Origin of the sequence: Klebsiella sp. CN_Kp113 (assembly GCF_040064585.1) — a bacterium.
GTDB classification, from domain to species: Bacteria; Pseudomonadota; Gammaproteobacteria; order Enterobacterales; family Enterobacteriaceae; genus Klebsiella; species Klebsiella michiganensis.
The window spans coordinates 400,111-419,760 of sequence record NZ_JBEAID010000001.1 but is presented as its reverse complement, the minus strand read 5'-3'; the positions used below and the strand labels follow the sequence as shown (position 1 = coordinate 419,760).

Here is a 19,650-nt window from a genome sequence, read left to right as displayed (position 1 = left end):
CCCGTTCACCTACCACGGTGAGACATTTTCTGCGGGATAATAGTGAACGGAACCCTTGCACACTTTCCCGGAGGCGGCGCTTACGCGCCTGTCCGGGCTACTTTTGTTCAACAATCGCCCGACAAATCGCTTCGCCCACCTGCTGGGTGGAGGCGCTGCCTTGCATATCCGGCGTCTTCGGTCCGCTGGCGATGGTCTGCTCAATCGCCGCCAGAATGCCGTCGTGGGCGGCCTGGTAGCGCGCGTCCCCGTTGCCGAGGAAGTCGAGCATCATCGCGCCGGCCCAGATGGTGGCAATCGGGTTGGCGATATTTTTGCCGTAAATATCCGGCGCCGAACCGTGTACCGCTTCAAACAGCGACGGAAAGGTGCGATCCGGATTGAGGTTTGCCGACGGGGCAATGCCGATGGTGCCGGTACAGGCCGGGCCGAGATCGGAGAGGATATCGCCGAACAAATTGGAGCCGACCACCACGTCAAAACGTTCCGGCTGCAGCACGAAGCGGGCGCACAGAATATCAATGTGCTGCTTATCCCATTTCACCTCCGGGTAGTGCTGCGCCATCGCTTCGACGCGCTGGTCCCAGAAGGGCATGCTGATGGCCAGACCGTTGGATTTGGTCGCCGAGGTCAGGGTTTTGCGCGGTCGGCTCTGCGCCAGCTCGAAGGCGTAGCGCAGGATCCGGTCAACGCCGCGACGGGTAAATACCGACTCCTGAATCACCACTTCATGTTCAGTCCCCGGATTCACATGGCCGCCGAGGGCGGAATATTCCCCTTCGGTGTTTTCACGCACCACGTAGAAATCGATATCGCCGGGCTGTTTACCCGCCAGCGGGCAGGGGACGCCGGGGAACAGGCGCACCGGACGCAGGTTGACGTACTGGTCGAACTCGCGGCGGAACTTCAGCAGCGAGCCCCACAGTGAAATGTGGTCCGGCACGATATCCGGCCAGCCGACCGCGCCGAAGTAGATCGCATCAAACGTTTGCAGCTGCGCGCGCCAGTCGTCGGGCATCATGGCGCCGTGCTGCGCGTAATAGTCGCAGCTGGCCCACTCAAAGTGCTCGAAGCTTAACGCCAGCCCCCAGCGTTCGGCGGCGGCCTGCAGTACGCGGACGCCTTCCGGCAGCACTTCTTTACCGATGCCATCGCCGGGGATGGCGGCAATACGTAAGGTTTTATTCATCGTTATTCTCAGTTTGAGGTAAGGAAAATTGACTTCACCGCTATCCTATAATTGACTGATTCATAATTAATCCCGTTAACTGGTGAAACATAAAACACGAATCATGAATAATCTGCCGCTGCTGAACGATTTACGCGTCTTTATGCTGGTTGCCCGCCGCGCCGGTTTTGCCGCCGCCGCGGAAGAGCTCGGCGTCTCGCCGGCTTTCGTCAGCAAGCGCGTGTCGCTGCTGGAGCAAACGCTCAACGTCCAGCTGCTGCACCGTACCACCCGGCGCGTGGCTATCACCGAAGAGGGCGAGCGCATCTACGAATGGGGACTACGCATTTTGCAGGATGTCGACCAGATGATGGATGAGCTCTCCGATGTGCGGCAGGTGCCGCAGGGGACGCTGCGGATTATCAGCAGCTTTGGCTTTGGCCGGCGGGTAGTCGCGCCGGCGCTCTCCGAGCTGGCCCGTCGCTACCCGCAGCTGGAGATCCGTTTTGACGTCGCCGACCGGCTGGTGGATTTGGCCAATGAAGGGGTCGATCTGGATATTCGCGTCGGCGACGATATCGCGCCCAATCTGATAGCCCGCCAGCTTGCCAGCAATCACCGCATCCTCTGCGCCTCGCCGGCGTTTGTCGCCCGCTATCCCCGGCCGAAACAGCTCAGCGATCTCGCCGCGCTGCCCTGTCTGGTGATCAAAGAGCGCGACCGGCCCTTTGGCGTCTGGCAGCTGCGCGATGATAAAGAGGGGGAGCACGCCATCAAGGTGACCGGACCGCTGTCGTCTAACCACGGTGAAATCGTCCATCAGTGGTGCCTGGAGGGGCAGGGGATTGCGCTGCGCTCGTGGTGGGACGTCAGGGAAAATATCGCCAGCGGCAATCTGGTGCAGCTGCTGCCGGAGTACTATCAGCCCGCCAATATCTGGGCGGTATACGTGTCGCGGCTGGCGACCTCGGCCAAAATTCGTACCACCGTGGAGTTTTTGCGCCACTACTTCCAGCAGCGATTTCCGCCGCGCAACGGCGAGAAAAAATAGCCGACGGCCGGCGCCGTCGGCCGAGGGGATTACACGCCGAGCCGATCGCGCAGGCTGTAGTAAGCCGCGCCCATGGCGGTAAACGGAATACGCAGGCTGCGCCCGCCGGGGAACGGATAGTGCGGCAGCCTGGCGAAGGCGTCGAAACGTTCGGCGTCCCCGCGCAGCAGCTCCGAAATCAGCCGTCCGGCGAGGTGGGTACAGGTGACCCCGTGGCCGCTGTAGCCCTGCATATAATAGATATTGTTATCGAGGCGGCCAAACTGCGGCATTCGCGAGAGGGTCAGCAGGAAGTTGCCGGTCCAGCGGTAGTCGATTTTCACCCCCTGTAGCTGCGGGAAGGTTTTCAGCAGCTTCGGCATAATCAGCCGCTCAACGTCGTCCGGATCCCGCGCGCCGTACACCACGCCACCGCCGTACAGCAGACGGTTGTCGGCGGTCAGGCGGTAGTAATCCAGCAGATAGTTACAATCTTCTACGCAGTAGTTTTTCGGGATCAGCGAGCGCGCCAGATCCTCAGACAGCGGCGCGGTGGTGACCACCTGGGTGCCGCACGGCATACTGCGTTTCGCCAGCTCCGGCTCGAGCTTATCACCGAGATAGGCGTTACCGGCGACGATCACGTAGCGGGCGGTGACCTGTCCGCGCGCGGTGGTCACCACCGCCGGGCTGCTGTGCTGAATGCCGGTGACCGGTGATTGTTCGTAAACCCGGCCGCCGTTGAGCCGAATGGCGTCCGCTTCGCCAATCGCCAGATTGAGCGGATGGATATGACCGCCGCTGTGGTCCAGCAGCGCGCCGGCGTAGCGATCGCTGTCCACTTCGCGACGAATGGCGCTGGCATCCAGCAGCTCCAGCTGGGTATTGCCGTAGCGCTCCCAGTTCGCTTTCTGCTCTTCCAGGGTCTCCAGCTGTTTATGATTCAGCGCGACAAACAGCCCGCCGGGGCGATAGTCGCAGGCAATCTGATAGCGCTGGATACGTTCGCGAATAATGTCGCCGCCTTCAAACATCATGCTGCCGAGCATTTTCGCGGCATCCGGGCCGTAGGTTTTTTCGATAACGTCGATATCGCGGCTATAGGAGTTGACTAGCTGGCCGCCGTTGCGTCCGCTGGCGCCGAAGCCGATGCGCGCGCCTTCCAGCAGCACCACATCGTAGCCCATTTCGGCCAGATGCAGCGCCGAAGAGAGGCCGGTATAGCCGCCGCCGACGACGCAGACGTCGCAGCCGATCGATTCGTCCAGCGTCGGGAACGGCTCATAGCGGTTGGCGCTGGCGGCGTAATAGCTGGTGGTATGTTCGCTCATGATTAAGACTCCAGGGCAATCCAGATAGTTTTCAGTTCAGTGAATTTTTCCAGCGCGTGCAGGGACTTATCGCGTCCGTTGCCGCTCTGCTTATAGCCGCCGAAGGGCACGGTCATATCGCCATCGTTGTAGTTGTTCACAAAGACGGAGCCGGCTTTCAGACGGCGGCTGACGCGGTGAGCGCGCGAGAGATCTCGGGTCCAGACCGCCGCGCCGAGGCCGTAGCGGCTGTCGTTGGCAAGCGCCAGCGCCTGCTCTTCGGTTTTAAAGCGGGTCACCACCAGCACCGGGCCGAAGATCTCCTCCTGGCTGAGGGCGGAGGCGGGGTCGACGTCGACGAAGATGGTCGGGCCGACCGCTGCGGGCCACGGATTTTTACGTCCATCCAGCAGCAGCGTGCTGTGCGCTTCGCCGGCGCGAATAAAGCTGTGGACGCTATCGGCGTGGCTGTTGTCGATCAGCATGCCCATGGTGGTATTCGGGTCGAGCGGATTGCCAGGCTGCCAGCCCTTTGCCTGCTCTTTTAGCAGGTCGAGAAAGCGGTCGGCGATGCTCTCCTCAAGCAGCAGACGGGTACCGGCGATACAGACCTGGCCCTGATTGTAGAAAATACCGCCGGCGGTGGCGTTAACCGCTTTTTGCAGGTCCGGGCAGTCGGCAAAGACGATATTGGCGCTTTTACCGCCCGCCTCCAGCCAGACGCGCTTCATATTGCTGTCGCCCGCGTCTTTCAGCAGCTGTTTACCGGTGCGGGTGGAGCCGGTAAAGGTGATGACTTCAACGTCATGATGCTGCGCCAGCGCCTGACCTGCTTCATGGCCGAAACCGCTCACCACGTTGAATACGCCGTCCGGCAGCCCGGCCTGTTTCGCCAGGCCCGCCAGGCGCAGAGCGGTAAGCGGGGATTTTTCCGACGGCTTAAGCACCACGCTGTTGCCGGACGCCAGCGCCGGGCCAAGCTTCCAGCAGGCCAGCAGCAGCGGAAAATTCCACGGCACCACCGCCGCAATCACGCCAATCGGTTCGCGGACGATCATAGCCAGTTCGTTGCCGCCGGTGGGGGCGACTTCGCCGTACACTTTATCGATGGCTTCGGCGTACCAGCGGATCGCGCGGGCGGCGCCGGGGACATCGTCGCGCAGGCTGTGGCGAATCGGTTTACCGGTGTCGAGGGTTTCCAGCAGCGCCAGCTCTTCGCGATGGGCTTCCATCAGGTCGGCGAATTTATGCAGCACCGCTTTGCGCTGGGCAGGGGAGGCCTGCGACCAGTCGCCGCGATCGAAGACGCCGCGGGCGGCCTGGACCGCGCGATCGACGTCGGCCTTTTTGCCGCGCGCGACCTCGGCAAGCGTCTGCTGGGCGGTAGGGTCGACGGTGGCGAACACGCTATTATCGGCGGCGGCGCTGTATTCGCCGTTAATAAATAGCCGCGTTTCAATCGCGATATTTTTTGCTTTTTCTTGCCAGTAAGCCAGGTTGTGAAAATCCATCATGACTCCTTAATGACATAATCGGAAAAATAAAAAAGTGGTGATTTCAGACCCTCAGGGCGCAGGGCGTCCCCGGGGTTGAGTACCGTTTAAATTGCCCATTAACAGGCGTTAATTATCCGGGGCCAGCGGAATAAGTCTTTCCGCATTGCGTAAGGTGAACTGCGTTATCTTCGCGCCGCCGGAGTTAGCCTCCGGCGGCGCAGGCCTGAAGAAAGCCTGAGAAAACCTCAGGCTAAAAAATCAGAATGTGGTGGGGGTATGGGCGCTGATAATTCGGCAGATACCCGCCGAGGTGTTGCTGAAGCTATGCGGTATGCCGGTGTTAATGGCATAGCTTTGCCCAGCCACCAGATGATACGCCTGACCGTTAATGGTCAGCACGACTTCACCTTCCAGTATGGTGCCTATCTCCTCACCCTGATGCTTGATCCTCTCCCCGGTTGTGGTTCCAGGCTGGTACGTTTCAAAAATCATCGCCAGCGTGCGGTTCGGATTACCATTATGAACCAGCTTCATCGACACCCCCTGACTGCCGATGTCAATCAGATCGTCCTGATTGATAACCACCTGCGGTTCAGCCGGTTTTTCTGGTTCAGAAAAGAATTCCGAGAGCGACAGCCCGTAGACTTTCAGCAGCTTTTGCAGCGTACTGATCGCAGGACTGACTTTGTCCTGCTCTATGGTGCTGATGGCACTATGTGTTAACCCAGACAGTTCGGCGGCACGACGCTGTGAGAGACCCAGCTGTTGGCGGATCTCTGACAGACGTTTCCCTGGCGCCAGTCCGTCATCGCTCATATTTGCATTTCCTTAACGGTAGTGGTCAGAGTCGCTGTTTTTCAGCAACATATACCCGTCATACTTCAAGTTGCTTGTGCGTTGGCTTTGCTCGCTCACCCCAGTCACTTACTCCAGTAAGCTCCTGGGGATTCCCTCACTTGCCGCCTTCCTGCAACTCGAATTATTTAGGCTATAGCTCTGACAGGCGGTGATAAAACCTTCAAACAACATTCGCGACAGGGCGTATTCGCTACTGTTCCATTCAGGATGCCACTGCACGCCGAGGGCGAAAGGGTGGTCGTTAACGCTGACCGCTTCCACCAGCCCGTCCGGAGAACGCGCCTCCACGCGCAGCCGTGGACCCGTCGTTTTTGCTCCCTGCCCGTGTAACGAGTTTACCCAAAACGTGTTGCAGCCCGGTATTAACTGAGAAAGTAATCCTCCTTGCTGAACCTGAACTTCATGCGAGGGCGCATATTGCTGCTCGACGGGAAGTTCGGGGTCTTCGCGGTGTTCAAGAAGCTCAGGCTGCTCGAACAGACGACGATACAGAGTCCCGCCGGTGGCGACAACCAGTTCCTGTAGTCCACGGCAGATGGCGAAAATGGGGATGCGCCTTTCGAGCGCGGCGTCGATCAGCGCCATGCTCAGAAGATCACGCCCGGGATCGGCGTCAGGCTCATCGCCGTTTTCACCATAGAGGTGCGGCTGTACGTTGCTCGGGCTGCCGGGCAGATAAATGCCGTCCAGTTTCGGCAGTAGCGCAGAAAGCAGTTCCGGCTCGGCCAGCGCGTGCGGCAGGGCAATCGGCACGCCGCCGGCGTTCACAATCGCGTTCAGGTACTTCTCTTGCAGAGTCTGGGTCTGGTGACCCTTAAGCCTGTTTCGACACATCACTACGCCAATAACTGGCTTGTACATTATATTTTCCATGATCGCCCTCACAAAGTGGACTAAATTATGACCGGGTTAGCGGGTAAAACGGCCATTTCGTTCAATATTTTCTCAATCTAGCAGTGGATATAGCCCTTTGCAAACTTAATTTAACATTTGACAAACAATTTGTTTGCATACACATTCGAAAGGTGGACATTATATTTAACAGTGCCATTCAGGGTCCGAAACTAAAACAACGGCGGTGAATCATGGAAACCAATATCGTAGAAGTTGAGAATTTTGTTCAGCAGTCGGAAGAGAGACGGGTCAGCGCATTCACCTGGGAAGTGAAGCGCTACCTCGAGCGTTACCCCAATACGCAATACGTTGATGTGCTGCTAACCGACCTGAACGGCTGCTTCCGCGGTAAGCGGATCCCGGTGTCCAGCCTGAGCAAGCTGGAGAAGGGGTGCTATTTCCCGGCTTCGGTGTTTGCGATGGATATTCTCGGCAACGTGGTGGAAGAGGCGGGGCTCGGCCAGGAGATGGGCGAACCGGACCGCACCTGCGTGCCGGTGCTGGGAACCTTAACCCCGTCGGCGGCGGACCCGGAATACATTGGTCAGGTTCTGCTGACCATGGTTGATGAAGATGGCGCTCCCTTTGACGTTGAGCCGCGGAACGTGCTGAACCGGCTCTGGCAGCAGCTGCGCCAGCGCGGGCTGTTCCCCGTGGTAGCGGTAGAGCTGGAGTTCTATTTACTTGACCGCAAGCGCGACGCGGAAGGTTACCTGCAGCCGCCGTGCGCGCCGGGAACCGGCGATCGCAATACCCAAAGCCAGGTTTACTCCGTCGACAACCTCAACCACTTTGCCGACGTACTTAACGAAATCGATGAGATCGCCCAGCTCCAGCTGATCCCCGCCGACGGCGCGGTGGCGGAAGCCTCTCCCGGCCAGTTTGAAATCAACCTCCACCATACCGATAACGTGCTCGACGCCTGCGATGATGCGCTGGCGTTAAAACGTCTCGTGCGTTTGATGGCGGAGAAGCATAAGATGCACGCCACTTTTATGGCGAAACCCTATGAAGAGCACGCCGGTAGCGGGATGCATATCCATATCAGCATGCAGAACAACAAAGGCGAGAACGTACTGGCGGACGCGGACGGCGAAGATTCCGCGATGTTAAAACGCGCGCTCGCCGGGATGATTGATCTGATGCCGGCGTCGATGGCGCTGCTGGCGCCAAACGTGAACTCGTATCGTCGTTTCCAGCCGGGAATGTACGTGCCGACCCAGGCGTCATGGGGACACAACAACCGGACGGTGGCGCTGCGCATTCCGTGCGGCGATCGGCACAATCACCGCGTCGAGTATCGCGTGGCCGGGGCGGACGCCAACCCGTATCTGGTGATGGCGGCGATTTTTGCCGGCATCCTCCACGGTCTGGATAATCCGCTGCCGTTACAGGAAGAGGTGGAGGGCAACGGCCTTGAGCAGGAGGGGCTGCCGTTCCCGATTCGCCAGAGCGATGCGCTGTGGGAGTTTATGCAAAACGATCATCTGCGCGAGCGGCTTGGCGAACGCTTCTGCCACGTTTATCACGCCTGTAAAAATGACGAATTACTGCAGTTTGAGCGTCTGATCACAGAAACTGAAATCGAGTGGATGTTGAAAAACGCCTGATTTTCGCCCCGCGAGGGGCGCTTTAGCATTATCACGAGTAGCATCATGCGGCCTGAGCGGAGCCTGGTCGGACGTTTTTGCTGGGAGCCCAGCCATTCCCGGATGTCGCGTTAAGGAGCGCAGGCGGCAACGGGGCTTCAGTTAACGACACAGTGTGTAACGAGGTAGGAAATGATGCAGATGTTTAAATATCCGCAGGGAGAAGGGGGCCGTCATGGCCGCATGGAATGCGTCGCCACCGCCGCTCGTCGGTTCTTTTTACCTTTTGATTTGCCATTAACCCCGTTGCGAAGCAGGTTGGTTTCCCGGTCTCTACGACCGCAAACCCAGGTGTGCAGCGGGGGAAATGGCTATGTCTATTAATCCCTCTCTCGATAACGCCTCCGGGGCGGAAAAACCGCGCCTTCGCAAGTCTCTCAAGCTGTGGCAGGTGGTGATGATGGGCCTCGCCTATCTGACGCCGATGACGGTTTTCGATACTTTCGGCATCGTCTCCGGCATCAGCAACGGCCACGTCCCGGCGTCCTATCTGCTGGCGCTGGCCGGGGTGCTGTTTACCGCCATCAGCTACGGCAAGCTGGTGCGCCAGTTTCCGCAGGCGGGCTCGGCCTATACCTATGCGCAGAAGTCGATCAGCCCGCACGTCGGTTTTATGGTGGGCTGGTCATCGCTGCTGGATTATCTATTCCTGCCGATGATCAACGTGCTGCTGGCGAAGATTTATCTTTCCGCGCTGTTTCCGGACGTGCCGCCCTGGGTGTGGGTGGTGACGTTTGTGGCTATTCTCACCGCGGCGAACCTGAAAAGCGTCAACCTGGTGGCGAACTTCAACACCCTGTTCGTGCTGGTGCAGATCTCGATTATGGTGGTCTTTATCGTGCTGGTGGTGCAGGGGTTGCATAAAGGAGAAGGGGTGGGCACCGTCTGGTCGCTCCAGCCGTTTATTAGCCAGAATGCGCACCTGATCCCGATCATTACCGGGGCGACGATAGTCTGCTTTTCGTTCCTCGGTTTTGATGCGGTGACCACGCTTTCCGAAGAGACGCCGGACGCCGCGCGGGTGATCCCGAAGGCCATTTTCCTTACTGCGGTCTACGGTGGGGTGATTTTTATCGCCGCCTCGTTCTTTATGCAGCTCTTTTTCCCCGATATTAGCCGTTTTAAAGACCCGGACGCGGCGCTGCCGGAGATCGCCCTCTACGTTGGCGGCAAGCTGTTCCAGTCGATTTTCCTGTGCACGACGTTTGTGAATACCCTGGCCTCAGGCCTGGCTTCGCACGCCAGCGTGTCACGACTGCTGTACGTTATGGGCCGCGATAACGTTTTCCCGGAGCGCATTTTCGGCTACGTCCATCCGAAATGGCGTACCCCGGCGCTGAACGTGATCATGGTGGGGATTGTCGCGCTGTCGGCGCTGTTCTTTGACCTGGTCACCGCCACGGCGCTGATTAACTTTGGCGCGCTGGTGGCGTTTACCTTCGTTAACCTGTCGGTATTTAACCACTTCTGGCGGCGTAAAGGTTTTAATAAAACCTGGAAAGATCGCTTTCACTATCTGCTTCTGCCGATGGTGGGCGCGCTAACGGTGGGCGTACTGTGGATTAACCTGGAGGCGACCTCGCTGACGCTGGGTCTGATATGGGCGGGCCTCGGGCTGCTGTATCTGACGTATCTGACCCGCCGCTTCCGCAAGCCGCCGCCGCAGTTTGACGGCGCCAAAGCGGAACAGGCCTGGGAATCGTAACGATTTTTTACGCAGACACAAAGGCAGGCGATTGAGCCTGCCTTCTTTTTTGTCATTCTCGTTTGAAATCAGGCGCTCGGGAGAGATAGCAGGGGCAGAAGGTAAGAATAGTGAGGACGTATTATTTCTTTTTCTTATGAGTTGGCAGCTGTGCAGAGCGCCGATCCTTCACATAGGAGACCAGGCTGAAGATGGCTACTCCCAGCAAAACCACCGCGACGATAAAGAGCAGGATACCTGACATAGATTAACCTAATGTTATGTTTAACATGAAGAAAAAATACCGTGATATCGAGATAATAGCATCGGGATATTTCTTAAAGATGACCCGATGAATCAGACGAGAATAGACTGCCAGCAATACACTGAAATTATTATTTACATGAATAAATGTGAAGAGTAAAGCAAAGGTGTGGTGAAAAAATGAACGGGTTACACTCGTTTAAGCGAATTTACAGACGAGAGCCCCCCAGGCTGCTACCCTTGGCCCGCTTAAATAGGGTTGAGAGTAATAAATGTTTAACAAGCATATCATCGGTCTTATTGGGCCGTTGTTGATTCTGACTTCATTCCATAGCCTGGCTGACGCCGGGCACCCGTCAATTCGTGAACGTATTGTCGAGCAGGTGTTAAAACCCTGCGAAGGAAAAAAAGCCGGCGATAAAGTGCTGATTGTCGACCATCGCGGCGGCAAGCATGCGGCTATCTGCACGCTGGCGGCGGTACCGCTACCGGAGTAACGCCCTCCCTCTCATTTCAGCCTCCCTTCGCTCTGGCGGAAAACGTATTTCTTTCCGCACTTTGCGAGCCATTGCCCGGAAAAATGTCATAAATTTGTCACAATTAAGGCGATGATAATCACTGACTGAGGATTAAGGGATGAGAAAAAGTCTACTCGCTGCCGCCGTGACCGGCGTTATTTTACTCTCCGCCGGCGTCCAGGCGCAGGAACAGGCGGCACCGGAAGGGTACCAGCTTCAGCAGGTGCTGATCATGAGCCGCCATAACCTGCGCGCGCCGCTGGCGAACAACGGCAGCGTGCTGGAGCAATCAACGCCGAAGTCCTGGCCTGAGTGGGATGTCCCCGGCGGCCAACTGACCACCAAGGGCGGGGTGCTGGAAGTGTATATGGGGCACTATATGCGCGAATGGCTGGCGCAGCAGGGGCTGGTGACCAGCGGCGAATGCCCGCCGGAGAACGCGGTCTACGCCTATGCCAATAGCCTGCAGCGCACCGTCGCCACCGCGCAGTTCTTTATCACCGGCGCGTTTCCCGGCTGCGGCGTGACCGTGCACCATCAGGAAAAAATGGGCACCATGGACCCGACGTTTAATCCGGTGATCACTGACGATTCCGCCGCGTTTAGCGAAAAGGCGGTGCAGGCGATGGAGAAAGAGCGGCAGGGGATGCAGCTGAGCGAAAGCTATAAGCTGCTGGAGGAGATGACCGACTACCGTAACTCCCCGTCCTGCAAAGAGAAGCAGCAGTGCTCGCTGAGCGACGCGAAAGATACCTTTAGCGCCAAATATCAGCAGGAGCCGGGCGTTTCCGGGCCGCTTAAAGTCGGCAACTCGCTGGTTGACGCCTTTACGCTGCAATATTACGAAGGTTTCCCGAAAGACCAGGTGGCGTGGGGCGAAATCAAAACCGATAAGCAGTGGCAGGTGCTGTCGAAGCTGAAAAACGGCTATCAGGATAGCCTGTTTACTTCCCCTGAAGTGGCGCGCAACGTGGCTAAGCCGCTGGTGAAATATATTGATAACGCGCTGGTGGGCGATGCGGCGAAGGCGGCGAAAGTCACGCTGCTGGTGGGGCACGATTCCAATATCGCCTCGCTGCTGACGGCGCTGGATTTTAAACCTTATCAGCTGCACAACCAGTACGAACGTACGCCCATCGGCGGCAAGCTGGTGTTCCAGCGCTGGCATGATAAGAGCGGCAATCGCGATTTGATGAAGATTGAGTACGTGTATCAAAGTACCGAACAGCTGCGCAATGCCGATGCGCTGACCCTGCAATCGCCGCCGCAGCGGGTGACGCTGGCGCTGAACGGTTGTCCGGTCGATGACAACGGCTTCTGCCCGATGGACACCTTTAAAAAGGCGATGGCCGAGGCCACGAAGTAGCAGAGTATAAAAAACCCGGAGCAATCCGGGTCTTGCTGCCGATGTTTAGCCTGGTCTTGTAGCCCGAACAGGCGCCTCCGGGAAGCTCATGTAAGAACTCCCGGAGGCGGTACTGCGTACCTGTCCTGGCTACACGTTCTTGCGTTCGATAGTTTGTTCGCCCCAGAACAGGGAGTCTTTGTCGGTTTTGGCGAAGGCGAGGGGCAGGACTTCATCGCTGCCTTCTTCCCAGATTTTCTCCGCCAGCTTTTCATCGTAATTGGCTAATTCAAAAATCGCCTCGGCAATTTCGGGAGACGTATTGCGCAGACTGGCCCATTCACCCACGCGGTGGGCCTTTGCTTCTTGATTCGGCATGCTTGTCCTCCTGCTGAAGATTAACCGTGTAATTTCACTGCCAGACCCGCAACGTGTTGCCCCTGATAGCGGGCAATGGCTAATTCTTCTTCACTTGGCTGGCGTGAGCCGTCGCCGCCGGCAATGGTGGTGGCGCCGTAAGGCGTGCCGCCGCGAACCTGCGAAACATCAAACAGCTCCTGGGCGCCGTAGCCAATCGGTACAATAATCATCCCGTGGTGGGCAAGCGTGGTCCAGGTCGAGGTGATGGTTTGCTCCTGACCGCCGCCGGTACCGGTTGAGCTGAATACGCTGGCCAGTTTGCCGTACAGCGCTCCGGACGCCCACAGGCCGCCGGTCTGATCGAGAAAGGTGCGCATCTGTCCGGACATATTGCCGAAACGGGTTGGGGTACCAAAGATGATGGCGTCGTACTCAGCCAGCTCCTGCGGCGTGGCGACGGGCGCGTTTTGCGTTTTCCCGCCTGCTTTGGCAAAAACCTCTGCCTGCATGGTTTCCGGCACGCGCTTCACGACCACTTCAACGCCATCTACCTTGTTTGCTCCTTCGGCGACGGCATGCGCCATGGTCTCAATGTGTCCGTACATGGAATAATAAAGCACCAGAATCTTAGCCATTTGCATCACTCCTCGGTTGCGTTATGAGCCAGCCAGTCGACTGGCTACCTTTAAAGATAAGACCTCTGGCGAAGAGTGCAAATGCAACAATCATTTATTTGATTTATAACAATATTGCTAACATTCAGGGCTGTTGCAAAAAGATACATCTTCAGCGGCGCTATTTTAGGCTGTCATAAGAGTCGCTTAGCGCGCGTCCGGCGCAATAGCGGCAGTTCTTATACAAAATCTATTTCAGAATGTGACGATATCCACCCGGCACGGCTTTCCTTCGCTAACCTTAAAAGCACGTGATACGCAACCCGTATCGCGGAGGCCAGAGCCTCGTGTTTCACCTAATGCAGCATGATGTCTAACCTAAATGGAGGTCAGTAATGGCAAACCATCGTGGCGGTGCCGGCAACTTTGCCGAAGACCGTGAAAGAGCATCAGAAGCAGGTCGTAAAGGTGGCCAGCATAGCGGGGGGAACTTTAAAAACGATCCTCAACGCGCTTCCGAAGCGGGCAAGAAAGGGGGCAAAAACAGTCATGGTAGCCGCGAAAGCTAGCGCGCCGGATTGTTGCTGATGGGGGTTAATCTCCCGGGCCCGACCCCATCACCCTCGCCGCCGACGTCACGTCGGCGGTTTTTTTTCCACTTTGCAGGTTCCGCTGAGCGGGAGGAACGCCCGGCTCGCGGCGTAAACGCCTTAACCGGGCTACGGGTTGACGCTGTTTTGTAGCCCCGGTAAGCGCAGCGCGACCGGGGATTTCCCGGTACGGGTCTTCTGGCGTCGCACGCTTTCATACCGGGGTGACGTTGGTTTGCCCGGCCTCACGCGGACGGCGGTTAAGCAGAGCGTGGAGCAGGATCGCGCCGAAGGTGGCCGTCCCGATGCCGCCGAGGGTAAAGCCGCCGAGCGAAAGCGCGAAGTCGCCCGCCCCCAGCACCAGCGTCACCGCCACCATAATCAGATTTGCGTTCTGGCTCAAATCCACGCGGTTCTGCACCCAAATTCGCGCGCCCGCGACGGCAATCAGGCCAAACACCACAATCGATGCGCCGCCGATCACCGGTCCCGGAATGGTATGGATCAGCGCGCCGAATTTCGGTGAAAACCCAAGCAGCATCGCAATCAGCGCCGCCGCGACGAACACCAGCGTCGAGTACACTTTGGTGACCGCCATCACGCCGATATTCTCCGCGTAGGTGGTCACTCCGCTGCCGCCAACCGAACCGGAGAGCATCGTTGCCAGTCCGTCGCCGACGAACGCGCGGCCCATATACGGGTCCATATTGCGCCCGGTCATCCCGGCAACCGCCTTCAGGTGGCCGAGGTTTTCCGCCACCAGAATCACCGCCACGGGAGCGATCAGCATCATTGCCTGGCCGTTAAAGGTCGGGGCGGTCACCTGCGGCAAACCGAACCACGCCGCCTGCTCAAGCAGGCTAAAATCCAGCGGCTTGCCCAGCCCGAGGCCGTTGGCCAACAGCGCGTACAGCGCGCAGGCGATAATCAGCCCGACGAGGATCAGCAGCCGCTGCAGCATCCCGCGGGTAAACACCGCGACCAGGCCGATGCACAGCACCGTCAGCACCGCCATCCAGCCGTCGAACGGCGTTGCTGATACGCTGCGTACCGCGATTGGCGCGAGGTTAAGGCCTATCGCCATGACCACCGCGCCGGTGACTACCGGCGGCATCAGCCGCTCAATCCAGCGGGTACCGATTTTCATCACCACCAGGCCAATCAGGGTATAAACCAGCCCGCAGAGGATAATGCCGCCCAGCGCGACGCTAAGGTGCGGGTTAAGCCCCTGGCCGTTGAAGCCGGTAACGGCGATGACCACGCCGACAAAGGCGGCGCTGGAGCCAAGGTAGCTCGGCACGCGCCCGCCGGTAACCAAAAAGAACAGCAGGGTGCCGATGCCGGACATCAGGATCGACAGATTGGGATCCAGCCCCATCAGGATTGGCATCAGGACGGTCGCGCCAAACATCGCCACCGCGTGCTGAACGCCCATCACCACGGTTTGCCCGACCGACAGCCGTTCATCGGGGGCCACGACGCCGGACGCGGCGGAGGGGGAGGTTAACTGCCAGCGAGGAAAATCGAAGAGAGCCATGATGAGATCCTGGGTTTAGGGTTAACAGGCTGGACGCATCAGCGTGTGGTAGCCGCGGTCGAACCACATCAGTCCGCGCGGTTCCGGATGGCGTACAATCGCCGCCACTTCGCAAAACAGGATGTCGTGAGTTCCGACGCTGACGATCTGGCTGATGCGGCAGTCGAAGCTGACCAGCGCCGCTTCCAGACGCGGACAGCCGGTCGCGCCGGTTTGCCAGTCGGCGGCGGCGAAGCGCTCCGCCATCGGCGTTTTACCGCCGAAAACGTTCGAGAGCTCTTCCTGGCCGGCCGCCAGGGTGTTGACGCACAGCGCCTGGTGCTGGCTGAAGATCGGCCACACCGAGGCGGAGCGATTCAGGCACACCAGCAGCGTGGGCGGCGCGTCGGTAACGCTGCAGACGGCGCTGGCGGTAAAGCCGGCGCGGCCTGCGGGACCATCGGTGGTGATGATGTTGACCGCCGCCCCGACGTGGGCCATGGCGTCGCGAAAGCTTTGTTTATCGGCAGTAGACATGCGGGCTCCTTATGCCAGCTGGCAGGCATCATCAAAAGGCAGACGCGGCAGGCGAGCGTACAGCTTGCCGGGATCGCCGTAGCCGATATTAATCAGCAGGTTGCTTTTCCAGGCGCCGTCGGCAAAAAACGCCGCATCGACTTTTTCGCGGTCAAAGCCCGACATGGGGCCGGTGTCGAGGCCCAGCGCGCGGCAGGCGAAAATCAGGTACGCCGCCTGCAATGAACCGTTGCGAAATGCGGTCTCTTCCACCATCTGCGGGCTGGAGGTAAACCAGCTGCGGGCGTCGCCGTGAGGGAACAGCTCCTGCAGCCGGTCATAGAACGCGCTGTCCCAGGCGACGATAGCGGTGACCGGCGCCTGCAGGGTCTTCGCAACGTTGCCGCTCGACAGAGCCGGGCGCAGCTTCTCTTTGCCTTCCGGTGTGCGGATGAAAACGAAGCGCGCCGGGGAACAGTTAGCGGAGGTCGGTCCCATTTTCAGCAAGGCGTAGATTTCACGCAGCTGCTCGTCGCTGACCGGCCTGTCCAGCCAGCCGTTGTGGGTTCGGGCCTCGGTAAACAGCGCGGCGCAGGCGGCCGGGCTAATGGCTTCGCTCATAGATTCTCCTGGGGGACAGGCAGCATCGCGGCCAGCCCGTCGCATAAAATAGGGTTAAAGGTGGCGGTATCGGTGACGTTGCAGGCGTGGCCGCCCCAGGCCATTTCCGCCAGCTGGCTGCCGGGGATTGCCGCCTGCAGCACGCGGGAGCAGGAGGCCGGGACCAGCAGATCGTCAGCGGCGCTGATAATCAGCGTCGGGCAGGTTATCGCTGCCGCCCGCCGCGAAAAGTCGGCCTGCTTGAGGGCGTTCAGCCTTTTCAGTAAATTCTCTTTGCCCTGGAAATGGCTGATGGCGAGCGCGTCTTCGGCCTCCAGCCGCGGCAGGCGAGAAGCCATCCACTCCGCCGGATAGAGGAACAGCGGCTGCGCTTCTACCCACGCCTGCGCGCCGCCCGCGTGCAGCAGGCGTTCGCGCACCAGAAAGCAGCGGCGGGTATGCGGGGAGAGCGTCAGCCAGCCGTTCACCAGCACCAGGGCGCTTATCGCTTCGGGATGGTCCAGCGCCAGCTGCAGACCGATCAGCGCGCCCAGGGCGTGACCGACCAGCGCAAAACGCACAATCCCCGCCGCCTGCAGCGCTGCGTTAAGCTCCTGCGCCATGGCCGCCATGCTGTAGCCGACGGGCAGCGGGCCGCCGTTTTCACCGGTGCCGTTATGGTCATAGCTCACCAGCTGATAGTGCGGTTCGAGCGCCGCCCGCTGCGGTAGCCAGTAGCCGCCCGCGCCGCCGAGCCCGGCGCTCAGAACCACCACCGGCGCGCCCGGATAAGGCGCCGGGGAGACGTTTAGCTTCATCATGCCGGCTTCCCAATATGCGCGACGGTGGCTATTTCCACCAGCGCATCGGGCTTCACCAGCCCGCACTGAATGCAGAAACGCGCCGGTTTGTCGCCGGGGAAGAACTCCGCGTAGACCTCATTAATCGCGGCGTAGTTTTTCCAGTCGGTGATAAAGATGCTGTTGAAGGTCACATCCGCCATACTGCCCCCCGCCGTCTCGATAACGCTCTTGATGGTTTCCAGCACGTGGCGGGTTTGCGCCTTTGGGTCGCCGATATAAACCACGTTGTTTTGCTTATCGAACGGCAGGGTGCCGGAGACGTAAACCACGCCGTCGGCCAGCGTGCCCGGGACAAACGGGGCGATAGGCGTAGTGGTGCCTGGCGGAATAATCACCTGTTTAGGCATAACGTTTCTCCTCGGAAAAGGCGCGCGGCGCGGCGGGCTCAAGGGCGGTACAGAAGCTGGCGACATCGCTGACCCAGCCAAAGAAGGTTTCGATATTGAACAGCGCCGCCTGCTGGGCGAACGCCGGACCGGCCTGATGGGTGGCGTCTTCCAGCACGATACCGAAATACTCGAGGAAGAAGCCGTCGCGCAGGGTCGATTCCACGCAGACGTTGGTGGCAATACCGGTAAAGATCAGATGGCGGATTCCGCGGCTGCGCAGAATGCTGTCGAGCGCGGTGTTAAAGAAGCCGCTGTAGCGCGGTTTCGGCAGCACGATATCGCCGGGCTGCGGCTTAAGCTGATCGACCAGCTGATAGTCCCAGCCGCCTTTCGCCAGCAGCTTGCCCTGCAGCTCCGGGTTCTTTCGCATGGTTTTCAGCGCGTTGGATTTATGAAAATTCGGCGAACCGGGGCCGCCGGCCTCCACGTACTGGTCGTCCCAGCCGTTCTGGAACCAGATAATCAGCATCCCGGCGGCGCGCGCGGCGGCCACGGCGACGTTGATATTGTCGATAACCGGGCGGGTGGCGGAAACGTCAAATCCGGCGAGGTCGAGATAGCCGCCCTGGCTGGCGTAGGCGTTCTGCATATCGACAACGATCAGCGCGCTCTGCTGCGGCGCAAAGGTCAGGGATTCCGGGCGAGCGGGCAGGGTAATCATCAGGCAACCTCTTGAGTCATGGTGGCGATATGGTCGCGGCAGCGCATCAGCGGCTGAATGCGCTGACCAAAGGCTTCGATACCGATAAGGAAATCATCAAACGTCAGCAGCACGCCGTCGGTGCCGGGGACCGCCGCCACTTCGTCGAGCATGCGGGCGACGCTGGCGTAAGAGCCGACAAGGGTGCCCATATTGATGTTGACCGCCGAGGTGGGATCGGCCATCTGGCGCACGTTGGTGTCGCTGCCGGAACGGGTGTCTTTCTGGCTCTGTTCGGTAAGCCACGCCAGCGCCTCGTCATCGGCGCCGGCTTTGTAATGTTCCCATTTGGCGCGGGCCGCCTCGTCGGTCTCGTCGGCGATCACCATAAACAGGACGTAGGAGCCGACGTCGCGGCCGGTTTTTTCCGCCGCCTGCATCATGCGCGCGGCGGTGGGGGCAAAGGCGGCAGGGGTGTTCACGCCTTTACCGAAGCAGAAGTTGTAGTCAGCGTGTTGGGCGGAGAACGCCATACCGGCGTCGCTTTGCCCGGCGCAGATCACTTTCATCGGCTGCGACGGCTGTGGGCTAACGCGGCAGTCGTTCATCGTGAAGTAGTCGCCTTTAAAGTCGCTGCGCCCGGTTCCCCACAGGTCGCGCAGGACCTGGACATATTCGGTGAGATAGTCGTAGCGGCTGGCGAAGTAGTCGTCGCCCGGCCAGATGCCCATCTGCTCGTATTCCGGCTTTTGCCAGCCGGTGACCAGATTGACGCCAAAGCGGCCGCCGGATATAGAGTCGATAGTCGAGGCCATGCGCGCGACGATCGCCGGGGGCAGCGTCAGCGTGGCGGCGGTGGCGTAGATCTGAATGCGCGAAGTGACGGCCGCCAGTCCGGCCATCAGGGTGAAGGACTCCAGATTATGATCCCAGAATTCGGTCTTGCCGCCGAAGCCGCGCAGTTTAATCATCGATAGCGCGAAATCGAAGCCGTAGTGTTCGGCTTTTTGCACGATGGCCTTATTGAGCTCAAACGTCGGCATGTACTGGGGAGCATGGGTGGAAATCAGCCAGCCGTTATTACCAATCGGAACGAAGACACCAATTTTCATACCTACCTCTCTGCATGTCGTTGAACAAGAAGGCGCGGCGCTGCATCCTGCATCTCCCTCAATCACCTCGCCTGAAAGATAAAGCAAAGGCGATGCCAGTTTTGCAAAGGCTAATGTTATTAAGGTGTTGCTGGATGGTTGCCGAAAATAGCAGCAATAAAAGTGGACTGAATGGTCAAAATCGGTGCACGAAAAAACCGCAGTCGTGCGCAATCAGGGTGCAGAGAGTCGTGT

21 protein-coding genes are annotated in these 19,650 nt (G+C 59.1%); 6 read left to right on the top strand and 15 right to left on the bottom strand.

Annotated elements, in window-relative coordinates; all coding sequences use genetic code 11:
- Positions 1-97 precede the first annotated feature (97 nt).
- Entirely contained in the window at positions 98-1,189 is a 1,092-nt protein-coding gene (locus tag ABLV30_RS02260) for a tartrate dehydrogenase (protein ID WP_014838053.1), read from the bottom strand.
- 82 nt (positions 1,190-1,271) lie between these two features.
- Between ABLV30_RS02260 and ABLV30_RS02255 the strand changes: the two genes are divergently transcribed.
- The gene (locus ABLV30_RS02255; RefSeq protein ID WP_162097164.1) at positions 1,272-2,219 is read left to right on the top strand and encodes a LysR substrate-binding domain-containing protein; all 948 of its coding nucleotides are present in this window, start codon (positions 1,272-1,274) and stop codon (positions 2,217-2,219) included.
- A 29-nt stretch (positions 2,220-2,248) separates the two neighbouring features.
- Here ABLV30_RS02255 and ABLV30_RS02250 read toward each other — a convergent pair whose 3' ends face one another.
- From ABLV30_RS02250 to puuD, 4 genes are all read right to left on the bottom strand, one after another.
- Positions 2,249-3,529: an FAD-binding oxidoreductase gene (locus ABLV30_RS02250; RefSeq protein WP_014228788.1), complete on the bottom strand. Its 1,281-nt coding sequence runs from the start codon at positions 3,527-3,529 to the stop codon at positions 2,249-2,251.
- A 2-nt stretch (positions 3,530-3,531) separates the two neighbouring features.
- Positions 3,532-5,019, bottom strand: coding sequence for an aldehyde dehydrogenase PuuC (gene puuC, locus ABLV30_RS02245; protein ID WP_032719712.1), 1,488 nt, complete (start codon positions 5,017-5,019; stop codon positions 3,532-3,534).
- A gap of 243 nt (positions 5,020-5,262) precedes the next feature.
- Positions 5,263-5,820 (bottom strand): HTH-type transcriptional regulator PuuR, encoded by a 558-nt coding sequence (gene puuR, locus ABLV30_RS02240; RefSeq protein WP_265802120.1) that lies wholly within the window; start codon positions 5,818-5,820, stop codon positions 5,263-5,265.
- 108 nt (positions 5,821-5,928) lie between these two features.
- Positions 5,929-6,723 carry a gamma-glutamyl-gamma-aminobutyrate hydrolase gene (gene puuD, locus ABLV30_RS02235; RefSeq protein ID WP_265802118.1) on the bottom strand — a complete coding sequence of 265 codons (795 nt, stop codon included), beginning with the start codon at positions 6,721-6,723 and terminating at the stop codon, positions 5,929-5,931.
- Between the two features lie 224 nt (positions 6,724-6,947).
- Between puuD and puuA the strand changes: the two genes are divergently transcribed.
- Together puuA and ABLV30_RS02225 are read left to right on the top strand one after the other, a co-directional pair.
- A complete protein-coding gene (gene puuA, locus ABLV30_RS02230) occupies positions 6,948-8,366 on the top strand; it encodes a glutamate-putrescine ligase (protein WP_004849770.1) in 1,419 nt (472 codons plus the stop codon).
- A 352-nt stretch (positions 8,367-8,718) separates the two neighbouring features.
- A complete protein-coding gene (locus tag ABLV30_RS02225) occupies positions 8,719-10,110 on the top strand; it encodes an APC family permease (RefSeq protein ID WP_014228791.1) in 1,392 nt (463 codons plus the stop codon).
- Between the two features lie 121 nt (positions 10,111-10,231).
- Here the strand turns inward: ABLV30_RS02225 and ABLV30_RS02220 are convergent, their stop codons facing one another.
- A complete protein-coding gene (locus ABLV30_RS02220) occupies positions 10,232-10,354 on the bottom strand; it encodes a small membrane protein (RefSeq protein ID WP_004849777.1) in 123 nt (40 codons plus the stop codon).
- 271 nt (positions 10,355-10,625) lie between these two features.
- On the opposite strand from ABLV30_RS02220, the gene ABLV30_RS02215 reads away from it, so the two are divergent.
- Complete coding sequence (locus ABLV30_RS02215) at positions 10,626-10,850, top strand: hypothetical protein (protein ID WP_009653459.1); 225 nt, start codon at positions 10,626-10,628, stop codon at positions 10,848-10,850.
- A gap of 139 nt (positions 10,851-10,989) precedes the next feature.
- Positions 10,990-12,237: a bifunctional glucose-1-phosphatase/inositol phosphatase gene (gene agp, locus ABLV30_RS02210; RefSeq protein ID WP_046876531.1), complete on the top strand. Its 1,248-nt coding sequence runs from the start codon at positions 10,990-10,992 to the stop codon at positions 12,235-12,237.
- A 129-nt stretch (positions 12,238-12,366) separates the two neighbouring features.
- Here agp and ABLV30_RS02205 read toward each other — a convergent pair whose 3' ends face one another.
- Both ABLV30_RS02205 and wrbA read right to left on the bottom strand, forming a co-directional pair.
- On the bottom strand, positions 12,367-12,594 hold the full coding sequence (locus ABLV30_RS02205; protein WP_004849783.1) for a YccJ family protein: 228 nt from the start codon (positions 12,592-12,594) through the stop codon (positions 12,367-12,369).
- Between the two features lie 20 nt (positions 12,595-12,614).
- Entirely contained in the window at positions 12,615-13,211 is a 597-nt protein-coding gene (gene wrbA / locus ABLV30_RS02200) for an NAD(P)H:quinone oxidoreductase (RefSeq protein ID WP_004100968.1), read from the bottom strand.
- A 374-nt stretch (positions 13,212-13,585) separates the two neighbouring features.
- On the opposite strand from wrbA, the gene ABLV30_RS02195 reads away from it, so the two are divergent.
- Positions 13,586-13,759, top strand: a complete 174-nt coding sequence (locus tag ABLV30_RS02195; RefSeq protein ID WP_004131287.1) for a general stress protein — start codon at positions 13,586-13,588, stop codon at positions 13,757-13,759.
- Positions 13,760-13,994: 235 nt separating this feature from the next.
- Here ABLV30_RS02195 and rutG read toward each other — a convergent pair whose 3' ends face one another.
- Genes rutG through rutA form a run of 7 tightly spaced genes read right to left on the bottom strand, consistent with a single transcriptional unit; the run spans position 13,995 to position 19,416 of the window.
- Entirely contained in the window at positions 13,995-15,317 is a 1,323-nt protein-coding gene (gene rutG / locus ABLV30_RS02190; protein ID WP_046876530.1) for a pyrimidine utilization transport protein G, read from the bottom strand.
- A 21-nt stretch (positions 15,318-15,338) separates the two neighbouring features.
- The gene (rutF, locus tag ABLV30_RS02185) at positions 15,339-15,833 is read right to left on the bottom strand and encodes an NADH-dependent FMN reductase RutF (RefSeq protein WP_004849801.1); all 495 of its coding nucleotides are present in this window, start codon (positions 15,831-15,833) and stop codon (positions 15,339-15,341) included.
- Positions 15,834-15,842: 9 nt separating this feature from the next.
- Entirely contained in the window at positions 15,843-16,433 is a 591-nt protein-coding gene (locus tag ABLV30_RS02180) for a malonic semialdehyde reductase (RefSeq protein WP_196545511.1), read from the bottom strand.
- Complete coding sequence (gene rutD / locus ABLV30_RS02175) at positions 16,430-17,233, bottom strand: pyrimidine utilization protein D (RefSeq protein ID WP_025106249.1); 804 nt, start codon at positions 17,231-17,233, stop codon at positions 16,430-16,432. The genes ABLV30_RS02180 and rutD overlap by 4 nt, the downstream gene beginning before the upstream one ends.
- A complete protein-coding gene (rutC, locus tag ABLV30_RS02170; protein WP_004131297.1) occupies positions 17,230-17,622 on the bottom strand; it encodes a pyrimidine utilization protein C in 393 nt (130 codons plus the stop codon). Before rutC ends, rutD begins: the two co-directional genes overlap by 4 nt.
- Positions 17,615-18,325, bottom strand: coding sequence for a pyrimidine utilization protein B (rutB, locus tag ABLV30_RS02165; RefSeq protein WP_004849808.1), 711 nt, complete (start codon positions 18,323-18,325; stop codon positions 17,615-17,617). Before rutB ends, rutC begins: the two co-directional genes overlap by 8 nt.
- Complete coding sequence (gene rutA, locus ABLV30_RS02160) at positions 18,325-19,416, bottom strand: pyrimidine utilization protein A (RefSeq protein WP_032749627.1); 1,092 nt, start codon at positions 19,414-19,416, stop codon at positions 18,325-18,327. The genes rutB and rutA overlap by 1 nt, the downstream gene beginning before the upstream one ends.
- Between the last annotated feature and the right edge of the window lie 234 nt (positions 19,417-19,650).